This window comes from Pseudomonas sp. FIP_A4 (assembly GCF_036701605.1).
GTDB classification, from domain to species: Bacteria; Pseudomonadota; Gammaproteobacteria; order Pseudomonadales; family Pseudomonadaceae; genus Stutzerimonas; species Stutzerimonas phenolilytica.
Window position 1 is genome coordinate 1 of sequence record NZ_JAYDXP010000107.1, and the last position, 18,474, is coordinate 18,474.

Genomic DNA, 18,474 nt, shown 5'->3' on the forward strand with positions numbered 1-18,474 from the left:
TTCGATGCGATCGGCGATCTTCAGCAGGATCAGCGCACGGTCCTGCACCGAGGTCTTGCCCCAGGCATCGGCGGCGGCATGGGCAGCGTCCAGCGCACGCTCCACGTCTTCGGCGCCCGAACGCGGGAACTCGGCGATCACCTCACCGTTTACCGGCGAGGTGTTGACGAAATACTCCCCCTTGACCGGCGGCACGAATTCGCCGCCGATGTAGTTGCCGTAGCGCGGCTTGAAGGAAATGACGGCGCCTGGAGTACCGGGTTGGGCGTAGATCATGGGAATTCTCCGAAGGATGACTCTTGTAATAATTGATGCACTGGCCGAATCTCAGCACGGCTCATATTGATCTTGAGTCAGATTCATGCGTGCGACTTGACCCGAACAAAGCTCTGCTGTCGCCTACAGTCAACTTCGTGACGAAATGTCGCAGGCCTTGGACGAGCGCTTTGTTTGCTGCGCGTTTTGGCGTGACGCTCGCAAGCGCGCGCCTTAAGAGCACGAGTGCTCTGGCGCGCCCGGTTGCTCTGGCTTCATGTCGCGGAACGTTACGTTGTGGAGACTTCGATGAGTTCCTTATTCGAGCAGACGGATGCGTCGGCCGGCCTGGCGCTTGTCACCAGCGGGCAAAAACATGCCGGCGTGCTGGCCGCAGCGGCCAGCGGCTTGTGCACCTTCATCGAGCGGCAGGGAGGCGACGCCGAGCGGGTGCTCGGCGTGTCGGGCATCGATGCGCAATTGCTGCAGCATCCGACCCTGAGCCTCGCGCTGCCGAACTACTGCCAGGTGCTGGAAGAAGCGGCGCGGCAATCGGGCTGTGACAACTTCGGTCTGTACTATGGCCAGCAGTTCAAGCCACAGGCGTTGGGACTGCTGGGTTATATCGGCTTGTGCTCGGCAACGGTCGAGCAGGCGCTGATCAATTTCGCCCGCGCCTTCCCACTGCACCAACGCAACAGCCTGATTCGTCTGGTCGATGATGGGGAGTGCTATCGCTTCGACTATCAGGTCCGCCACGGCGCCATCCTCTGCCGGCGGCAGGACGCCGAGCTGACCCTGGGCATGGCCCGCAACCTGATTCGTCACGTGCTCGGCAGCCAATGGGCGCCGCGCGCGGTGCACTTCGAGCACCCGCGCCCGGCTGATTGGCATGAGCACAGCAAGGTCTTCGATGCGCCGGTGTACTTCGAGCAACCGTACAACTCGCTGCTGATCCCCAAGGTCGGCCTGAACCGCCCGATGCCGGGCAGCGACCCGATCCTGCTGATGGTCATGCAGGATTCCCTGCGCCAGCTCAGCCTGGCGGGCGGCGATGAGCCGGACGTCGTCGATGATGCCCGCGCGCAGATCCGCCAGCGTCTGATGCTGGGCGAGCCGGGACTGGAAGATATCGCCGAGCAGATGGGCATGAGCAGCTGGTCGCTACAGCGTCGCCTGCGCGAGGAAGGGCTGAGTTTCTCCGCGCTGGTGGACAAGCAGCGCCAGGAGCTGGCGACCTACTACTTGCGCCAGCAGCAGCTGCCCATTTCGGAGCTGGCACCCTTGCTGGGCTATTCCGAGACCAGTGCCTTTTCCCGTGCATTCCGCCGCTGGTTCGGCGTAAGTCCCCGCCAGTGGCGCCAGCACAGCGATCTGGTCGACACCCGGCAGCCGTAGCTGCGCCTGGTTTGCCTGGAACGCGAACCTTAGAACGAGCCCAAACGCGCACGTCTGGTGCGCCTGCGAGTGCCCGGTAGCGCGTGGTAACCTTGCGTTCATCGCCAAGCAGATGAAGCACGAGGACTTCACGAGGCTGGCCCAGATGTACGCCAAATGGCTGGGCGACGAGTCCGCCAACGAGCTGCGATACATCGGGTCAGGCACGCAGTCCGCCGCGTGATTCGCCCCAACTCTGCTCCACCCAGTCCAGCACCCATTTCTAAGCACCTGATGAACAAGGCAATCTCCGATCTTTCGCAGCACACCCCGATGATGCAGCAATACTGGAAGCTCAAGCGCGAGCATCCGGATCAGCTGATGTTCTACCGCATGGGCGACTTCTACGAGCTGTTCTACGACGACGCCAAGAAGGCCGCGGCGCTGCTCGACATCACCCTCACAGCGCGCGGTCAGTCGGCGGGCACGGCGATCCCCATGGCCGGCATTCCGTTCCACTCCGCCGAGGGCTACCTGGCGCGACTGGTCAAGCTGGGCGAATCGGTGGTGATCTGCGAGCAGATCGGCGACCCGGCCACCAGCAAGGGGCCGGTGGAGCGCCAGGTGGTGCGCATCATCACCCCCGGTACGGTGAGCGACGAGGCGCTGCTCGACGAGCGCCGCGACAACCTGCTGGCGGCGGTGGTCGGTGACGAGAAGCTGTTCGGCCTGTCGGTGCTGGACATCGCCAGCGGCCGCTTCAGCGTGCAGGAACTCAAGGGCTGGGAAACCCTGCTCGCAGAACTGGAGCGCCTGAGCCCGGCAGAATTGCTGATTCCCGACGACTGGCCGCAGGGCCTGCCGCTGGAGAAACGCCGCGGCGTGCGCCGTCGCGCGCCCTGGGATTTCGATCGCGACTCGGCGTTCAAGAGCCTCTGCCAGCAGTTCTCCACCCAGGACCTCAAGGGCTTCGGCTGCGAGAACCTGACGCTGGCCATCGGTGCCGCCGGCTGCCTGCTGGCCTATGCCAAGGAAACCCAGCGCACCGCCCTGCCCCACCTGCGCAGCCTGCGCCACGAGCGCCTCGACGACACGGTGATCCTCGACGGTGCCAGCCGGCGCAACCTGGAGCTGGACGTGAACCTGGCCGGCGGCCGTGAGAACACACTGCAATCGGTGATGGACCGCTGCCAGACCGCCATGGGCTCGCGCCTGCTGACCCGCTGGCTGAACCGCCCGCTGCGCAACCGCGAAATCCTCGAAGCACGCCAGGACTCGATCACCTGCCTGCTCGAGCATTACCGCTTCGAACAGCTGCAGCCGCAGCTAAAGGACATCGGTGACCTGGAACGCATCCTCGCCCGTATCGGCCTGCGCAACGCCCGTCCCCGCGACCTGGCGCGCCTGCGCGACGCCCTTGCGGCGCTGCCGCAGCTGCAGGCCGGCATGCGGGACCTGGTGGCACCGCATCTGCTGGAACTGGCGAAAAGCATCAGCACCTACCCGGAGCTGGCCGACCTGCTGACCCGCGCCATCATCGACAACCCGCCGGCGGTGATCCGCGACGGCGGCGTACTGAAGACCGGCTACGACGCCGAGCTGGACGAGCTGCAGTCGCTTTCCGAGAACGCCGGCCAGTACCTGATGGACCTGGAAGCCCGCGAGAAGGCCCGTACCGGACTGGCCAACCTCAAGGTCGGCTACAACCGCGTGCACGGCTACTTCATCGAGCTGCCGAGTAAGCAGGCCGAATCGGCGCCGGCCGACTACATCCGCCGGCAGACGCTCAAGGGCGCCGAGCGCTTCATCACCCCGGAGCTCAAGGAATTCGAGGACAAGGCGCTCTCGGCCAAGAGCCGCGCCCTGGCCCGCGAAAAGCTGCTGTATGACGAACTGCTGGAGCTGCTCATCGGCCACCTCGCACCGCTGCAGGAAAGCGCCGCCGCGCTGGCCGAGCTGGACGTGCTGAGCAACCTCGCCGAGCGCGCGCTTAACCTCGATCTGAATCGTCCGCGCTTCGTCGAACAGCCCTGCCTGCGCATCGAGCAGGGTCGACACCCGGTGGTCGAGCAGGTGCTGGAGACCCCCTTCGTCGCCAACGATCTCGCCCTCGACGACGCCACCCGCATGCTGGTCATCACCGGGCCGAACATGGGCGGTAAGTCCACCTACATGCGCCAGACCGCGCTGATCGTGCTGCTGGCGCAGATTGGCAGCTTCGTACCGGCGGCGGCGTGCGAGCTGTCACTGGTGGACCGCATCTTCACCCGCATCGGCTCCTCGGACGACCTCGCCGGCGGGCGCTCGACCTTCATGGTGGAGATGAGCGAAACCGCCAACATCCTGCACAACGCCAGCGACAAGAGCCTGGTGCTGATGGACGAAGTAGGTCGCGGCACCAGCACCTTCGATGGCTTGTCGCTGGCCTGGGCAGCCGCCGAGCAGCTGGCGAAGCTGCGCGCCTTCACGCTGTTCGCCACCCACTATTTCGAGCTCACCGTGCTGCCGGAAAGCGAGCCCGTGGTGGCCAACGTGCACCTGTCGGCCACCGAGCACAACGAGCGCATCGTCTTCCTCCATCATGTGCTGCCGGGGCCGGCGAGCCAGAGCTACGGCCTGGCGGTGGCGCAGCTGGCGGGCGTGCCGGGCGAGGTCATACAGCGCGCCCGCGACCATCTGTCGCGCCTGGAAACCACCAGCCTGCCCCACGAAGCGCCGAGAATGGCAGCTGGCCAGTCCGCGCCTCCGGTGCAGAGCGATCTTTTCGCCAGTTTGCCGCATCCTGTGATCGAGCAATTGCGTCGAATCAATCCCGATGATCTGTCTCCGCGACAGGCGCTGGACCTGCTATACAGCCTTAAATCGCAAGCCTGATGCGCCAATAAACTGGTAGAATCGCGCGCAATTTTTTGGATACGGTGGCGTTTGCCTGGTGCCACCCTGTCTGCTGCCACACAGGAGCGTCTGCCAACGCTGCCTGACCCGCCTGAGGAGATAGCTAGAAATGACCTTCGTCGTCACCGACAACTGCATCAAGTGCAAATACACCGATTGCGTGGAAGTCTGCCCGGTGGACTGCTTCTACGAAGGCCCGAACTTCCTGGTGATTCACCCGGACGAGTGTATCGATTGTGCCCTGTGCGAGCCGGAGTGCCCGGCCCAGGCGATCTTCTCCGAAGACGAAGTGCCGGACGATCAGCAGGAATACATCGCGCTGAACGCCGATCTGGCCGAAGTCTGGCCGAACATCACCGAGAAGAAGGACTCGCTGCCGGATGCCGAAGAGTGGGACGGCGTCAAGGACAAGCTGCAGTACCTCGAGCGCTGATCGCCCGTTGCGACGAAAAATGCCCGCATTCGCGGGCATTTTCATGTGTGCAGCGCACCGATCAGGCCCGGTCGATGCCCTTCTTCAGCGTATCCTTGACGTCACCCTTGACCTGCTGGGCGTCACCCTTGATCTCCTGACGCTGCCCTTCCTCCTTCAGCCGCGGATTGTCGGTGGCCTCGCCAATACCCTGCTTGATCTTGCCGACAGCTTCGTTGGTGTTGCCCTTGATCTTGTCTTCGGTGCTGCTCATGGCGGCTCCCCTTTGCTGCTGAGTGATCGGTTACAAGGGGTGGACCGGGTGCGCGCGCCGATAGTTTCCTCCCGGCCATCGGAACGGCGCGTCAGGTCGTCGCTCGCCGGCTGCGCATCAGTCGATTGAGCAGTGGTCGCCCGGCCAGTTGCAGGAACACCGGGGCACCCACGATCAGGTAGAAGTAATAGGTGACGAAGCGCCAGATCAGGATCGCCGCCGCCGTGCTGGATTTACCCACCATCGGCGTCAGCAGCGCGGCCGAAGCCAGCTCGGCGCTGCCGGCGCCGCCAGGCAGCAGGCTGAGCTGACCAGCCGTCAGCGCCAGAATCTGCACCACGAAGGTCCAGGCCCAGGCGATCTCGCTCTGCAATCCGCGCAGCGTCAGATACAGCACACTGAAGCGCAGCAGCCAGTGCAGCGTGGTCAACGCGAATACGCCGAGCAACACCCGCCGTGGCAGGCGGAAGCAATCGAGCAGCGCATTGCGAAACCCCAATACCTTGCGCGCCCAGCGTCGCCGCCGCTTCGCCCGCATTCCCAGGTGCCTGACCAGCCAACCGTTGAAGCGAAACACCTGGCGATGGAAACGCCCGAGCAGCCCCAGCAGTATCAGCACGCCGAGCAACAGCGCCGCGCTGAAGCCCAGCAGACTGCCAACATAGGCATTGAAGGCGTGGGTCATGGCATAGATCAGCACGCCGACCAGCGCGCAGGCGAAGAACAGCAGGTCGCTGAGCTGCTCCACCGCATAGGTCGCCGTGCCTCTTGCCGGTGTCACGCCCTGGCGCATCAGCAGAGCCATTGCGGTCAGCGGCCCGCCAGCACCGCCGGGCGTCGCGCAGATGGCGAACTCGGTAGCCACCACGATGCCCAGCGCACGCCGCTGGCCGAGCGTGCGCCGGCCGACCAGCAAGCGCAGGCGCCAGGCATTCAGATACCAGCCGGCGAGCACCATGCCGAGCATGCCCAGCAGCAACCCGGGTGGAAAGCGCAACAGTCGCTCGAACAAGCCGGTACCACCCAGCAGCAGTGGCACCAGTGCCGCGGCGAGCAACGCACCGAGCAACAGCCAGGCGCTGCGGTTCATGCCGGTTGACTCATCAGCGGCTGCTGGCGCAGCCATTCGATCTTGCTGACCGGGCGCCGCCCCTCCGCGAGCAGGCGTTGCAGCAGCTGCAGCCAGTAGTGGCGGGAGAACTCGTGACGCATATCCACTGGGTGCAGGCCCAGACGCAGCAGCGGCGCCGCTTTGTGCTTGCGCAGCTGTTGCTCGCAGACCAGTCGCGACAGCCCGCGACGCCAGGCGCTGCGCGCGCTCCAAACCAGCCCTGGCGCGGTGATCGGCGCAAAGTCCGGCAGGCGGTAGAACCGTTGCGGATCGCTGGTATAGCTCAGGCCACTGCCCTGCAGGGCCTGCCGGGTACCGACGCTCATTAGCCAGGCCGGCGCGACAAAGCCATGCAGCGGCCAGCCCTGCTCGGCAAACAGCTGCATGCCCTGCTCCAGCCGTCGGCGTGCCTCGGCTTCGGCCAGCGCGTAGAACTCCCCTTCATGGGTATAGATGCGGCGCATGAACCAGTCGCGCGGCGTGCGCGGCGCTGGCGCGTCGTCGGCGTGGTAGTAGCCATGCAGCACCAGCTCGTCGCCGCGCGCCAGGCGCTCACCGAGCAGGTCGAGAAACCACGGGTGCGCCTGCAGCGGATTGCGCCGGTGGAAGTCCGGCACTACCAGCCAGGTGATGGGGATCGTGCCGAGCGCATCGACGGCCTCGACAAATGGCCGGTAGTCCGGCCAGGTCTGCGGCGCCACATCGTGCAGCACCAGCATCAGCACTGGTTCAGCCATGTACCGCCACCGGCAGATCGGCCATACCCAGCACGGCGTGGTAGTGAGCGAGCAGGCCGGCGACCACCGCATCCCACGCGTGATGGGCCTCGACATGCTGGCGCGCCTGCCTGCCGAGCCGCTGCGGATCATCCTCGAACAGCTCCTGCACGGTCAGCGCCATCGAGCGCGCATCCAACGGCCGGCACAGACGGCCAGTGTGCGGCGGCACCAGTTCCGGCAACGCACCAGCACGCGCAGCCACCACCGGAATGCCGCTGGCCATCGCTTCCAACGCTACCAGGCCGAACGTCTCCTGATTGCCGGCATGCAGCAGCATGTCGCTACTGGCCAGCAGCCGCGCGACCTCGCTGGCCGAACAGAATTGGTCGATCACTGTGACGTTGCCCGGCACCCGGTGCGGCATGCTCGATCCTACCAGCAACAGGTGATACGGCCGGCCGAGGATGCGCGCGGTCTCCAGCAGGACAGGCAGGTTCTTCTCGCGCGAGCCGCGTCCGGCGAAGATCAGCAGGCGGCAATCTTCCTCCAGCCCCAGCTCGCTTCGCAGATGAGCGTCGCGACGCGTCGGGCTGAACGTTTCCAGATCGACGCCCAGCGGCTGCACATACACGTTGCGCACCCGCAGCGCCGTCAGCTTATCCGCCATGACCTGACTGGGCGCCAGCACGCGGTCGAAACTGCCGTACAGCCGCGAGACATAGCCGTTCATGTTGGTACCCAGCCAGCCACCGATGCGGTTGCTGACCAGCAAGGGCAGATCGGAGTGGTAGAAGCCGATCACCGGAATATCCAGCCGGCGCCCGGCATCCAGTGCCGCCCAGGCGGTCATGTACGGATCGCCCACTTCGATCAGATCGGGGCGCAGTGAACGCAGCAGATTACGCCAGGGACCGCGACGAATCGGAAAGCGATAACCCTTGCCGAACGGCAGGGCCGGGGCTGGCACCTCGTAGATGCCCGCATGCTGCTGATAGCTGCTGCCAGGGACAAGAATGCTGTGACGAACGCCGGAATAAAGCTGCAGGCGGCGGTGCTTGGCCTCGAGGTAGGTACGCACGCCGCCACTGGCCGGCGCGTAAAACATGGTCATATCGGCGATGTGCAAGATGCAACGTCTCCATCCGGTTTCGGCCCAGAACCCCGGAATTGCCTCGGCGCCGCTGGTCGGCCGCCCCGCCATGCCGCTGCAGCTCGCAGGAATTCTGTAATGAACGGTATGGACCCTTCTGCAGAATAGACGTTCGCCGTACCGCTCGCCGGGCGGATCGGTCAGGAATCGGCAGTTTTCTCGCCCGGGTCCTTGCCCTCGACCGAGTGGTGCTCGATTACCGCATTCAGCTCGGCCCCCAGCAGCAGCACCGCGGCGGAAATGTAGAAGTACAGCAGCAGCACGATGATTGCGCCGATGCTGCCGTAGGTGGCGTTGTAGTCGGCGAAGTTCTGCACGTAGATGCCGAAACCTACCGATGCGGCGATCCAGACGATCACCGCCAGCACCGAGCCGGGCGTGATGAAGCGGAACTCCTGCTCCACATCCGGCGTGACGTAGTACAGCACGGCCACCAGCAGCATCATCAGGAACACCACCACCGGCCAGCGCAGCCATGCCCAGAGCAGCACGATCGTCTCCTTCAGGCCGACGAGATCGGCCAGCCACTCCATCACCTGCGGACCGACGATCATCAGCCCGGCGCTGGCAAGCAGAATCACGGCGGTGCCGATCGTGTAAAGCAGCGACAACAGCATGAGCTTCCAGCTGGGCCGCCCCTCGTCGACGTCGTAGGCCCGGTTCATTGCATTCATCAGCGAACGGAAGCCCGCCGACGCCGTCCACAGCGCCACGAGGATACCGACCGACAACAGCCCGCTTTTCTGTTCCTGCAGCTGGTCGATCACCGGATTGACCTGCTCCATCGCCACCGCGGGCAGTGCCAGCGCCGCCTGTTCACGCAGCCAGGCGAAGAACTCCGAGAGGTTGAGAAAGCCCAGCAGGGCCATGAGAAACAGGAGGAACGGAAACAGCGAGAACAACGCCCGGTACGCCAGCGCCGAGGCGTAGGTGGACATGTCGTCGTTGCTGAATTCCTTGATCGTGCGCTTGAGCAACGTGCCGAAGCCGATGCCACGCGTATCCAGAAATGCCATACCGCTCCCCGCCAACTGATCTGTCTGAACTGGGACGATAGCCCCGCGCAAGAGTTCGGGCGAGATCACCGCCGGGCACGCATCGCACCGGCATGCGGCGAGGACGCCTATGCTGTCAGCACACCCACGTCGATAAAGGAACGCTCTCCATGACGTTGATCTGGTTGCTGGTCCTGTTGCTCGGCCTCGTCGTCATCGCACATCTGCGCTTGGCGCTCGTCCCGAGTCTGGCCCTGGTTACGCTCTATCTGCTGGCGATGAGCGCCGCCGATGAGGTGTCCGGCTGGCTGGTCGCCCTGCTCTGGCTGCTGCTGGCCGTCATCGCAGTGCCGCTGGTGATCACCGATATCCGCCGCCGCTACGTGAGCGAGCCGCTGTTCGACTGGTTCAAGCGCGTGCTGCCGCCGATCTCCGATACCGAGCGCGACGCCATCGAGGCCGGCACCGTGTGGTGGGATGGCGAACTGTTCAGCGGCAGGCCGGACTGGAACGTCCTGCTCGGTTATCCGCCGGCCCGCCTGACGGACGAGGAACAGGCGTTCCTCGATGGCCCAACCGAAACGCTCTGCGCGATGGTCAGCGACTGGGACATCGCCCAGCGCCTCGACCTGCCGCCCGAAGCCTGGGACTACATCAAGACGCAAGGCTTCTTCGGCCTGATCATCCCCAAGGAATATGGCGGCAAGGGGTTTTCCGCCTACGCCCATTCGCAGATCGTGATGAAGCTCGCCACGCGCAGCGGCGATCTGGCCAGCACCGTGATGGTGCCCAACTCGCTCGGCCCGGCCGAACTGCTGCTGCACTACGGCACCGACGAGCAGCGCAGCCATTACCTGCCGCGCCTGGCCAGCGGCACCGACGTGCCCTGCTTCGCGCTCACCGGCCCCTATGCCGGCTCCGACGCCGGCGCGATGCCCGACAGCGGCGTGATCTGCCGCGGCCAGTGGCAGGGTGAGGAAGTGCTCGGCCTGCGGCTGAACTGGGAGAAGCGCTACATCACCCTCGGCCCGGTCGCCACCCTGCTCGGTGTCGCCTTCAAGGCCTACGACCCGGAGCATCTGCTCGGCGAGGCGGACGAGCTGGGTATCAGCCTGGCGCTGATCCCCACCGACACCCCCGGGGTCGAGATCGGACGTCGCCACCTGCCGCTCGGCGCGGCATTCATGAACGGCCCGAACCGGGGCAAGGACGTCTTCGTCCCGCTCGATGCGCTGATCGGCGGACGCGACATGATCGGCAAGGGCTGGATGATGCTGATGAACTGCCTGTCGGTCGGTCGCTCGATCTCGCTGCCGGCCACCGGCGTCAGCGCGGCGAAGGTGTGCAGCTATGCCAGCGGTCGCTACGCGCAGATCCGCGAGCAGTTCGGCGTGCCACTGGCGGCGTTCGAAGGCATCCAGGAGCCGCTGGCGCGCATCGGTGGCAACGCCTGGCTGATGGACGCCGCGCGCACGCTGACCGCCAGCGCCGTGGACCTGGGCGAGAAGCCCTCGGTGCTCTCGGCCATCCTCAAGTACCACCTCACCGAGCGCGGCCGCCAGTGCGTGCGCGATGCGATGGACATCCACGGCGGCAAGGGCATCATCCTCGGGCCGAACAACTACCTCGGCCGCCTGTGGCAGGCCGCACCGATCTCCATCACCGTCGAGGGCGCCAACATCCTCTCGCGCAATCTGATGATCTTCGGTCAGGGTGCGATTCGCTGCCATCCGTTCGTGCTCAAGGAAATGGCGCTGGTCCACGAACCGGATCGCGATGCCGCCGTCAGCAAGTTCGACGGACTGCTGATGCAACACATCGGCTTCGCCGTCGGCAACGCCGCCAGCACCCTGGTGCTCGGCCTGACGTTCGGGCGTTTCGGCAAGGCGCCAGGCAACGACCTGAGCCGCCCGTACTTCCTGGCGCTGAATCGTATCGCCGCCGCCTTCGCGCTGCTCGCCGACCTCTCGATGTTGCTGCTGGGCGGCGAACTCAAGCGTCGCGAACGCCTGTCGGCGCGCCTGGGCGATGTACTCAGCCACCTCTACCTCGCCTCGGCGGCGCTCAAGCGCTACCACGATCTGGGCCAGCCCGCCGATCAGGAGGCGCTGCTGCAATGGGCGCTGGAAGACTGCCTACACACATGCGAAACCGCTCTGCGCGACATCCTGCGCAACTTCCCCAATCGCATTCTGGGCTGCCTGTTGGGCGCACTGGTCTTCCCCTTCGGCGCGCGCCATCCAGGCCCGTCGGATGCGCTGGATGCCGAGGTCGCGACCATCCTCGGTCGTCCCGAAGGCGATCCGGCGCTGGCACGCGTGCTCGATGGTTTCTATCGACCGCAGAGCGCGGACGAGCCGCTGGGCAGCTTGCACCATGCCCTGCATAGCCTGATAGCCAGCCAGCCGGCGGCGAAGAAACTGCACCAGGCGCTCAAGAGCGGCTCGCTCAAACCGGCACCGGGCAGCGATCCGCTCGCGGCCGCGCAGGAGGCGGGGATTCTCGACGAGAACGAGGCAAACAGCCTGTACGCCGCCGAAGCCGCCCGCCGACGTGTTATCGATGTGGACGACTTCAGCCAGGAGGAACTGCGGCTGCCGCCCGGATGCGTGCGTTAGCGGAACCTGACGACGTTGCATGTCGACTGGCGCCGCGTGCCGAACCCTCGGCACGCCCGCGAGTCAATCGAACAGGCCCGCTCGACGGCGCGCCTGTCTATAATCGCGCCCCCCAGAAACCCGACACAGGTGCACACATGGCCAACCCTTATCACGATCACAACCTTGCCCTGCTGGCCCATCTGCGCGGCATCCTGCTCGCGATGGGCGAAGCCGAGCAGGTTTCCGAGGAAAGCCACGCGCTGTTCCTCGAACGCTTCGATGAACTGATCATGAACCTGCAGAACGTGCCGGAAGAGCGTCACCTGGGCCAGGATCTGATCTGCCAGGTCTTCCACCGCTACCCGCAGATCGCCCATCTCGTACCGCGCGACCTGCTGTGGTTCTTCGGCGGCGATTGCCTGCACTTCATGCCTGACGAAGAAATCGCGATATTCCAGCAACTCGAAGAACGCCGCTACGAAGCCGAGCAGAACGACGAGCCGTTCGACTGGAACCATGAAAAGCAGCTGCTCAGCCTGCCGGAAGAAAGCCCGCGGCATTGATCATTCGGGCAACGCCGGCCGCTTGCGGTTGCGCGGTGGTGGTGATGGTGATGGTGATGGTGGAAAACGCTGCGCGGTTTTCCACCCTACGCATATGCCCACCGCCCCCGTAGGGTGGACAACGCGACGCTTGTCCACCATGCCTTGCAACGGGAAACCCGACCAGCGCTTGCGGTTTGCGATTCGCTGACGAGTGATGGTGAAAAACGCTGCGCGAGTTTCCACCTGGGCAGGACAAGGACGCTTCTAGGGTTGGCTTCAGCCCACCCTACGCACTTCACACGGAAGTACCTCAACCGAAAAGAACGCCCTTCACTCCCCCGGTTCCGCTCGTCGCTGCTGATATATCCAGTCGACGATCTCCCCTTCCGGCTTGTAGCCACTGACTCCCTCGCGAAGCAACTGGCGCACCTGCGGGTAATCATCCTCATCGACCGCCGCGACCAAGCGGTTCAGCAAAGCCTTCAGCTGATCCCACGGCAGGTATTCCTCGCTTGCCGTCATGATCATCGGGTGCTCGGTAGGGCTGACGTTGTCGCCGATCAGCAGCTCCTCGTAGAGTTTCTCGCCGGGCCGCAGGCCGGTGAATTCGATGGCGATATCGCCGTGCGGGCACTTCTCCGAACGAATGCTCAGGCCGGACAGGTGAATAAGCTTCTCGGCCAGTTCGGCAATGCGCACCGGCTGGCCCATGTCCAGCACGAACACATCGCCACCCTGCCCCATGGAGCCCGCCTGGATCACCAGCTGCGCGGCCTCGGGGATGGTCATGAAATAGCGGGTGATCTTCGGGTGGGTCACCGTCACCGGTCCACCGGCGCGGATCTGCTGGTAGAAGCGCGGAATCACCGAGCCCGACGAGCCCAGCACATTGCCGAAGCGCACCATGGTAAAGCGCGTCTTGTTGACGTGATGCACGCCGTCGCGGCTGCCGAACAGCACCGGCGCCGGCTCCCGGCTCAACGCCTGCAACACCAGCTCAGCCATGCGCTTGGTGCTGCCCATCACATTCGTGGGGCGCACCGCCTTGTCGGTGGAGATCAGCACGAAGTTCGCCACCCCCGCCTGCACCGCGGCCTGGGCCGTATTCAAGGTGCCGATCACATTGTTCAGCACGCCCTCGGCCACGTTGTGCTCGACCATCGGCACATGCTTGTAGGCCGCCGCGTGATAAACCGTCTGAACGCCCCAGGTCTGCAACACGTCCAGCAGCCGCTCGCCATTGCGGATCGAACCCAGGATCGGAACCAAGCGGGTCGCCAGCGCTTCACGCTCGATACGCCGCTCGAGTTCCAGATGGATGCTGTAGAGGTTGAATTCGCTGTGCTCGAACAGCAGCAGGGTATCCGGCTCGTTCGCCAGGATCTGCCGGCACAACTCCGAGCCGATCGAACCGCCCGCGCCAGTCACCATCACCACCTGGCCACGGATGCAGCGCTCGAACAGCGCCTGCTGCGGTGGCACCGCATCCCGGCCCAAGAGGTCGGCGATATCCACTTCCTGGATGTCCTCGACCTGCACCTTGCCGCTGGCCAGGTCCATAAAGCCGGGCACGCTGCGCACATGCAGCGGGTAATGCTCGAGCTTTTCGAGAATCTCACGTCGACGAGCGCGTGACGCGGAAGGGATGGCCAAGAGAATCTCACCGGCGCCCGTCTCTTCGACCATCCGTTCAATGTGCCGGGCCGAATACACACGCAGCCCCGCGATGGAGCGCGCATGCAGGTTGGGATCGTCATCGATGAACGCCACCGGGCGCATCGCCCGCCCCATGCGCAACGCCGCAACCAGCTGGTTACCCGCGGCCCCAGCGCCATAAACCGCCACCTTGGGCAGCCCCGCATCCCTGCCCTTGAACTTGCTCGGCGACGCCGGCGAGAACCAGTCACCCATGAAGTACTGCCGCATCACCAGGCGCAACCCGCCGATCAGTACCAGGCTGAGCCACCAGTAGTTGAACACCATCGAGCGCGGGATGACCTTGGGCACGTCGCTCCGCCAGTAGATCGCCAACGACAGTGTCAGCGCCGACAACGTGACGGCCTTGACGATGGCCATCAGCGCATCGTTGCCGAAATAGCGCATCACGGCGCGATACATGCCGAAGCGGATAAAGAAAGGGAGAGAGAGAAGCGGCGCTATACCGAATACCCAAGCGTGGCCACTCAATGGCTCGACAAACCCGGCCTCGCCAACCCGCACGAAAAACGCCAGCCAAAGCGCCGACCAGACCAGCACCACATCGGTCGCCACCTGAATCAGCCGCTTCTGCCGCCTCGGCAGCCGCACCAGACGGGCACGAAGTTTCTCAGCAAACCTCAACACAAACCTTCCCCTTCCTTAGCGCCGAACATGCTCGACCGGCAACCAGGCGAGCAGCATTCTGCAGGCAACACATACACCCACGTAGAGCGAATGAATCAGCCCTTGTGCACAATCCGATCGCCGGCACCCTTACCCGCCACGGTCATGAAGATGTACTTGAAATAGGCCACGACAGTCAGGCTCTGGATCATCTTTTGATCAGTCTCGGCCAAGAGCGCGGGCGTGGACATATCGATCTCGCTCACCTGCGCCAAGCCGGTAATCCCGGGGCGCACCGCATACACATCTCGCCTGGCGCGCTCTGCAGTTAGCTCTTCCTGATTGAACAACCCAGGCCGAGGCCCTACCAGACTCATCTCGCCCTTGAGCACATTCCAGAGTTGCGGCAGCTCATCCAGCTTGGTTTTGCGCAGGAAATGGCCGAAGCGGGTGATGGACGCGCTACTGGCCAGATGCGTCGCAACCGATGCCGTATCCACCCGCATCGTGCGGAATTTGACCAGCGTAAACGGCTTTTGATGGCGGCCCACACGCACTTGGCGAAAAATCGGCGAGCCCGTATCGAACGAGCCAATGATTGTCAGCACGAGCAACACCGGGAACCCAACCACCAAGCCCACCAGCGAAAATACAAAATCGAAGAGTCGAATCACGGTTTCACCGGTAATAGATCAGTTGGAACGCTCGAAGCAACGCCTGAGCCCTTCTTGCACCGTGTAGGGCGGTTTCCAGTCCAACAATTCACAGGTCCTGCTGATATCCACCTGCAACGAGCCGAGCAGCCGCTGGGCCATCGCCTTCTTCCCTAGTAAGGTAGCGCCAAACTGAAGCAGGCCAGCCGGAACGGGAATCAACCGTGCGGGCTTGCCCATTGCCTTGGCCACGCCGCGCAGCAACTCGGTAGTGGAAAGATCCTCGCCATCTCCCGCGAGGAATACCTGATTGGCGGCGGCGGGATGATCGATGCAGCGGATGATCAGATCAACCAGATTGTCGATACCGACCAGGGAGCGTTTGTTGTGAATGGCGCCGAGCGGCAAGGGTAGCCCCTTCTCGACCAGCTTGATCATGCTAGCGAAGTTGCCTTTAACACCTGGGCCATATATCAGCGGAGGCCGGATAATCACCAACTCCATTCCTGTTTCAGCCGCTAACTTCATCAAGCCCTGCTCCGCCTCCAGCTTGGACAAGCCATAGGCATCTTTCGGGGCAGGCTCATCATCCGCGCAAAAGGCCTTTCCGTTGGCGGTCGCCTCGCCATTCACCTTGATCGAGCTGATGAAAATAAAACGCTTAACCCCAGCAGCCACAGCCTGACGCGCCAGACTCAACGTGCCATCCACATTAACGCGACGATACTCAGCCAGTGGATCAGCCACCTCGTCTTTCATGATGTGAGCGCGGGCGGCTGTATGTATTACTACATCCACACCAATGACTGTCGGTGACCAGTTTGTAAGCGCGTCCAAATTACCAACACATTTAATATTAGACTCGCTAACTCCTTCTGATACTTGTCGCCTTGCTGCGCCAATTAAGCAAACTTTACCTCTTGATCCAAGCACATGCATCAGCACCCGCCCTATAAATCCTGTAGCACCAGTAACCAGAACTTTACAGCGCTCAGCCATCGGGCAGCAGCTCCTTATATATGGCCATATGTTGTTCGACAATCTTTTCAATCGAAAAAGTTTGTTCCGCCAATAGCCTGCCAGCTAGCCCCATTCGTTTCCTTGCTTCCGAATCCTCAATCAATTTTTTAATAGCATCCGCTAGTGCAAGAGAGTTTCTGACAGGAACAAGTATGCCTGTCACATCTGGAATGATCGCGTCACGGCAGCCAGGCACATCTGTTGTTACGACAGCTCGGCCACAAGCTGCCGCTTCGACTAGGCTTTTTGGCAATCCTTCGCGATAAGAAGGCAAGCAAACAATGTTGGACGCGGCATATTGCTCAGCAATGTCCTTGCGGAACCCAAGCACATCAATGGAGTTATCTTTTTTCCAGCGGTCCAGATCTTGCTGAGTGATACTGGTCGGATTCCCTTGATCAAGAGAGCCAATGAGGCGCATCTGTACATCGATACCGCGCCCCTTAAGTAATTTGGCGGCCTCGACAAAATCAAGTACACCTTTGTCTTTCAATAGGCGCGCCGCCATAACCACAACCGGCTTTCCGTCAGGCTCCGGCAGGTAAGGATAATCTCTCAGAGCTACGCCAGACCCACGAATCATGCGAACCTCCGAGACACGCAGGCAACAGAAATTCAACAGAATGTCTCGGTCATCCGGATTCTGAAAAATCACTGCTAGCCGTTTCTGTCTGAATGCCGCCGTGTATAGTCGCATGACAAGTAACCGGCGCAGCCTAGCTCCAAGTGAATTTGCCAGAAAAACCGTACCCAGCCCGGAAACGGCCGAAACTACTGCGCCTATGCGAGCAATACGTGCTGCTAAGCCACCATACAAAACAGGCTTGATGGTAATCAGATGTATCAAATCAGGCTTGATATTGCGAAACAGCCGTAGCAACAGCAGCAGAGTTTTCAGCTCATTGAGCAGATTCTGACCGCTACGAGCAAAGGGAATAATATGGCATTCATAACCCAGTGCTTTGAGGGTCCCTATAGCCGGCCCATATGCTGATGCGACATGTACTTTATACCCCGCCTCTTTGACGGCCATAGCCAAAGGAAGGCGGTGCGAAAGAAAAAATTCCGGCGCATTCACCACGAACAGAATCGTTTTATTATTTCTGCTCATTTATGCTCGGCTATCTTACGTTTTCAATATACCAAGGCATAGCCTTAGCAATACCGTTATGAATGCTGAACTCTGGCGCATAACCCAGCTTGCTAGCGGCTTTACTAACATCCGCCTGCGAATGACGGACGTCACCGGCACGGAAGTCACGGTAAACCGGCTGCGTGCCGTAACGCTTGCCGTTTTCGGCAAGTGCTGACTGTAAGGCACGGAAAAGGTCATTAAGCGTCATGCGGCCGCCCACGGCGACATTATAAACCTCGTTCTTTGCTTCATCGTCCGCCGTAGCGGCGAGCAGGTTGGCCTGCACGGCGTTCTCGATAAAACAGAAATCGCGGCTGGTCTCACCATCGCCGTTGATGAATACCTCGTCTCCCTTGATCATGGCCGCTGCCCACTTGGGAATCACCGCCGCATAGGCGCCATTCGGGTCCTGCCGCGGACCAAACACGTTGAAATAGCGCAGACCGATGCATTTGAAGCCGTAAGTCCTGGCAAACACCTCTGCATAGAGTTCGTTCACATATTTGGTCACCGCATAAGGTGACAAAGGCTTGCCGATATTCTCTTCCACTTTGGGCAGAGCCGGATGGTCGCCATAGGTGGAGCTGCTGGCCGCATAGGTAAAGCTGCCAACACCGGCATCACGGGCAGCAACCAGCATATTAAGGAAACCACCAATATTGGTGCCATCGGTGGTTATGGGGTCATTGATGGAGCGGGGGACCGAGCCGAGCGCTGCTTGGTGCAGCACATAATCCACTCCCTCGCAGGCGCGGCGGCAATCCTCTAGGTTACGGATATCACCTTCAATAAAGTGAAAACGCGCCCACTGCCCCGGCGCTACCAGTCCCTGCACCTCGTCCAGATTGTGCTGGTGACCGGTAGCAAAGTTATCCACCCCTACGACCGTCTGATCCAGCTTGAGCAAGGTTTCCAACAGATTGGAGCCAATAAAGCCAGCGACGCCGGTAATCAGCCAAGTCTTGGGTTGCAGCGGCAGCAAAGCACATAGCTTGTCATATGCATTCATGA

General features: G+C 62.5%; 16 protein-coding genes. 5 read left to right on the forward strand and 11 right to left on the reverse strand.

The annotated features are described in order from the left end of the window. Positions 1-276 (reverse strand): aldehyde dehydrogenase family protein (locus U8L64_RS02235; protein WP_333393644.1); only part of this gene is annotated, 276 nt, incomplete at its 3' end. Positions 277-564: 288 nt separating this feature from the next. Here U8L64_RS02235 and qhpR point away from each other — a divergent pair. The 3 genes from qhpR to fdxA all read left to right on the forward strand — a co-directional run bounded on the left by qhpR (position 565) and on the right by fdxA (position 4,960). After that, positions 565-1,653, forward strand: coding sequence for an AraC-like transcriptional regulator QhpR (gene qhpR / locus U8L64_RS02240; RefSeq protein ID WP_054094656.1), 1,089 nt, complete (start codon positions 565-567; stop codon positions 1,651-1,653). Between the two features lie 285 nt (positions 1,654-1,938). Further along, a complete protein-coding gene (gene mutS, locus U8L64_RS02245) occupies positions 1,939-4,506 on the forward strand; it encodes a DNA mismatch repair protein MutS (RefSeq protein WP_333393795.1) in 2,568 nt (855 codons plus the stop codon). 130 nt (positions 4,507-4,636) lie between these two features. Continuing rightward, a complete protein-coding gene (gene fdxA, locus U8L64_RS02250; RefSeq protein WP_008570000.1) occupies positions 4,637-4,960 on the forward strand; it encodes a ferredoxin FdxA in 324 nt (107 codons plus the stop codon). Between the two features lie 61 nt (positions 4,961-5,021). On the opposite strand, the gene U8L64_RS02255 is transcribed toward fdxA, so the two are convergent. The 5 genes from U8L64_RS02255 to U8L64_RS02275 all read right to left on the reverse strand — a co-directional run bounded on the left by U8L64_RS02255 (position 5,022) and on the right by U8L64_RS02275 (position 9,209). Next, positions 5,022-5,213 (reverse strand): CsbD family protein, encoded by a 192-nt coding sequence (locus tag U8L64_RS02255; RefSeq protein ID WP_003290440.1) that lies wholly within the window; start codon positions 5,211-5,213, stop codon positions 5,022-5,024. A 91-nt stretch (positions 5,214-5,304) separates the two neighbouring features. Next, a complete protein-coding gene (locus tag U8L64_RS02260) occupies positions 5,305-6,303 on the reverse strand; it encodes a lysylphosphatidylglycerol synthase transmembrane domain-containing protein (protein ID WP_333393652.1) in 999 nt (332 codons plus the stop codon). Further along, a complete protein-coding gene (locus tag U8L64_RS02265; protein WP_333393655.1) occupies positions 6,300-7,061 on the reverse strand; it encodes a DUF2334 domain-containing protein in 762 nt (253 codons plus the stop codon). Before U8L64_RS02265 ends, U8L64_RS02260 begins: the two co-directional genes overlap by 4 nt. Further along, positions 7,054-8,169 (reverse strand): glycosyltransferase family 4 protein, encoded by a 1,116-nt coding sequence (locus tag U8L64_RS02270; protein ID WP_333393657.1) that lies wholly within the window; start codon positions 8,167-8,169, stop codon positions 7,054-7,056. Before U8L64_RS02270 ends, U8L64_RS02265 begins: the two co-directional genes overlap by 8 nt. A 164-nt stretch (positions 8,170-8,333) precedes the next feature. Continuing rightward, positions 8,334-9,209, reverse strand: coding sequence for a YihY/virulence factor BrkB family protein (locus U8L64_RS02275; RefSeq protein WP_003290446.1), 876 nt, complete (start codon positions 9,207-9,209; stop codon positions 8,334-8,336). A gap of 149 nt (positions 9,210-9,358) precedes the next feature. Between U8L64_RS02275 and U8L64_RS02280 the strand changes: the two genes are divergently transcribed. Together U8L64_RS02280 and U8L64_RS02285 are read left to right on the forward strand one after the other, a co-directional pair. Further along, entirely contained in the window at positions 9,359-11,806 is a 2,448-nt protein-coding gene (locus U8L64_RS02280) for an acyl-CoA dehydrogenase (RefSeq protein ID WP_333393660.1), read from the forward strand. Positions 11,807-11,943: 137 nt separating this feature from the next. After that, entirely contained in the window at positions 11,944-12,351 is a 408-nt protein-coding gene (locus U8L64_RS02285) for a PA2817 family protein (protein ID WP_008570006.1), read from the forward strand. Positions 12,352-12,663: 312 nt separating this feature from the next. Here the strand turns inward: U8L64_RS02285 and U8L64_RS02290 are convergent, their stop codons facing one another. The 5 genes from U8L64_RS02290 to U8L64_RS02310 all read right to left on the reverse strand — a co-directional run bounded on the left by U8L64_RS02290 (position 12,664) and on the right by U8L64_RS02310 (position 18,472). Continuing rightward, positions 12,664-14,676, reverse strand: a complete 2,013-nt coding sequence (locus tag U8L64_RS02290) for a polysaccharide biosynthesis protein (RefSeq protein WP_333393663.1) — start codon at positions 14,674-14,676, stop codon at positions 12,664-12,666. Positions 14,677-14,771: 95 nt separating this feature from the next. Further along, entirely contained in the window at positions 14,772-15,329 is a 558-nt protein-coding gene (locus tag U8L64_RS02295) for a sugar transferase (RefSeq protein WP_333393665.1), read from the reverse strand. Positions 15,330-15,347: 18 nt separating this feature from the next. After that, the gene (locus U8L64_RS02300; protein ID WP_333393667.1) at positions 15,348-16,307 is read right to left on the reverse strand and encodes a UDP-glucose 4-epimerase family protein; all 960 of its coding nucleotides are present in this window, start codon (positions 16,305-16,307) and stop codon (positions 15,348-15,350) included. Beyond that, entirely contained in the window at positions 16,300-17,439 is a 1,140-nt protein-coding gene (locus U8L64_RS02305) for a glycosyltransferase family 4 protein (RefSeq protein WP_333393669.1), read from the reverse strand. The genes U8L64_RS02300 and U8L64_RS02305 overlap by 8 nt, the downstream gene beginning before the upstream one ends. 10 nt (positions 17,440-17,449) lie before the next feature. Continuing rightward, positions 17,450-18,472, reverse strand: a complete 1,023-nt coding sequence (locus U8L64_RS02310) for an NAD-dependent epimerase/dehydratase family protein (RefSeq protein WP_333393671.1) — start codon at positions 18,470-18,472, stop codon at positions 17,450-17,452. Between the last annotated feature and the right edge of the window lie 2 nt (positions 18,473-18,474).

Excerpts from the sequence above, each read along its gene's own strand:
- qhpR (WP_054094656.1), top strand. The coding sequence starts at position 565 with ATGAGTTCCTTATTCGAGCAGACGGATGCGTCGGCCGGCCTGGCGCTT.
- fdxA (WP_008570000.1), top strand. The coding sequence starts at position 4,637 with ATGACCTTCGTCGTCACCGACAACTGCATCAAGTGCAAATACACCGAT.
- U8L64_RS02255 (WP_003290440.1), bottom strand. The coding sequence starts at position 5,213 with ATGAGCAGCACCGAAGACAAGATCAAGGGCAACACCAACGAAGCTGTC.
- U8L64_RS02260 (WP_333393652.1), bottom strand. The coding sequence starts at position 6,303 with ATGAACCGCAGCGCCTGGCTGTTGCTCGGTGCGTTGCTCGCCGCGGCA.
- U8L64_RS02265 (WP_333393655.1), bottom strand. The coding sequence starts at position 7,061 with ATGGCTGAACCAGTGCTGATGCTGGTGCTGCACGATGTGGCGCCGCAG.
- U8L64_RS02275 (WP_003290446.1), bottom strand. The coding sequence starts at position 9,209 with ATGGCATTTCTGGATACGCGTGGCATCGGCTTCGGCACGTTGCTCAAG.
- U8L64_RS02280 (WP_333393660.1), top strand. The coding sequence starts at position 9,359 with ATGACGTTGATCTGGTTGCTGGTCCTGTTGCTCGGCCTCGTCGTCATC.
- U8L64_RS02285 (WP_008570006.1), top strand. The coding sequence starts at position 11,944 with ATGGCCAACCCTTATCACGATCACAACCTTGCCCTGCTGGCCCATCTG.
- U8L64_RS02300 (WP_333393667.1), bottom strand. The coding sequence starts at position 16,307 with ATGGCTGAGCGCTGTAAAGTTCTGGTTACTGGTGCTACAGGATTTATA.
- U8L64_RS02305 (WP_333393669.1), bottom strand. The coding sequence starts at position 17,439 with ATGAGCAGAAATAATAAAACGATTCTGTTCGTGGTGAATGCGCCGGAA.
- U8L64_RS02310 (WP_333393671.1), bottom strand. The coding sequence starts at position 18,472 with ATGAATGCATATGACAAGCTATGTGCTTTGCTGCCGCTGCAACCCAAG.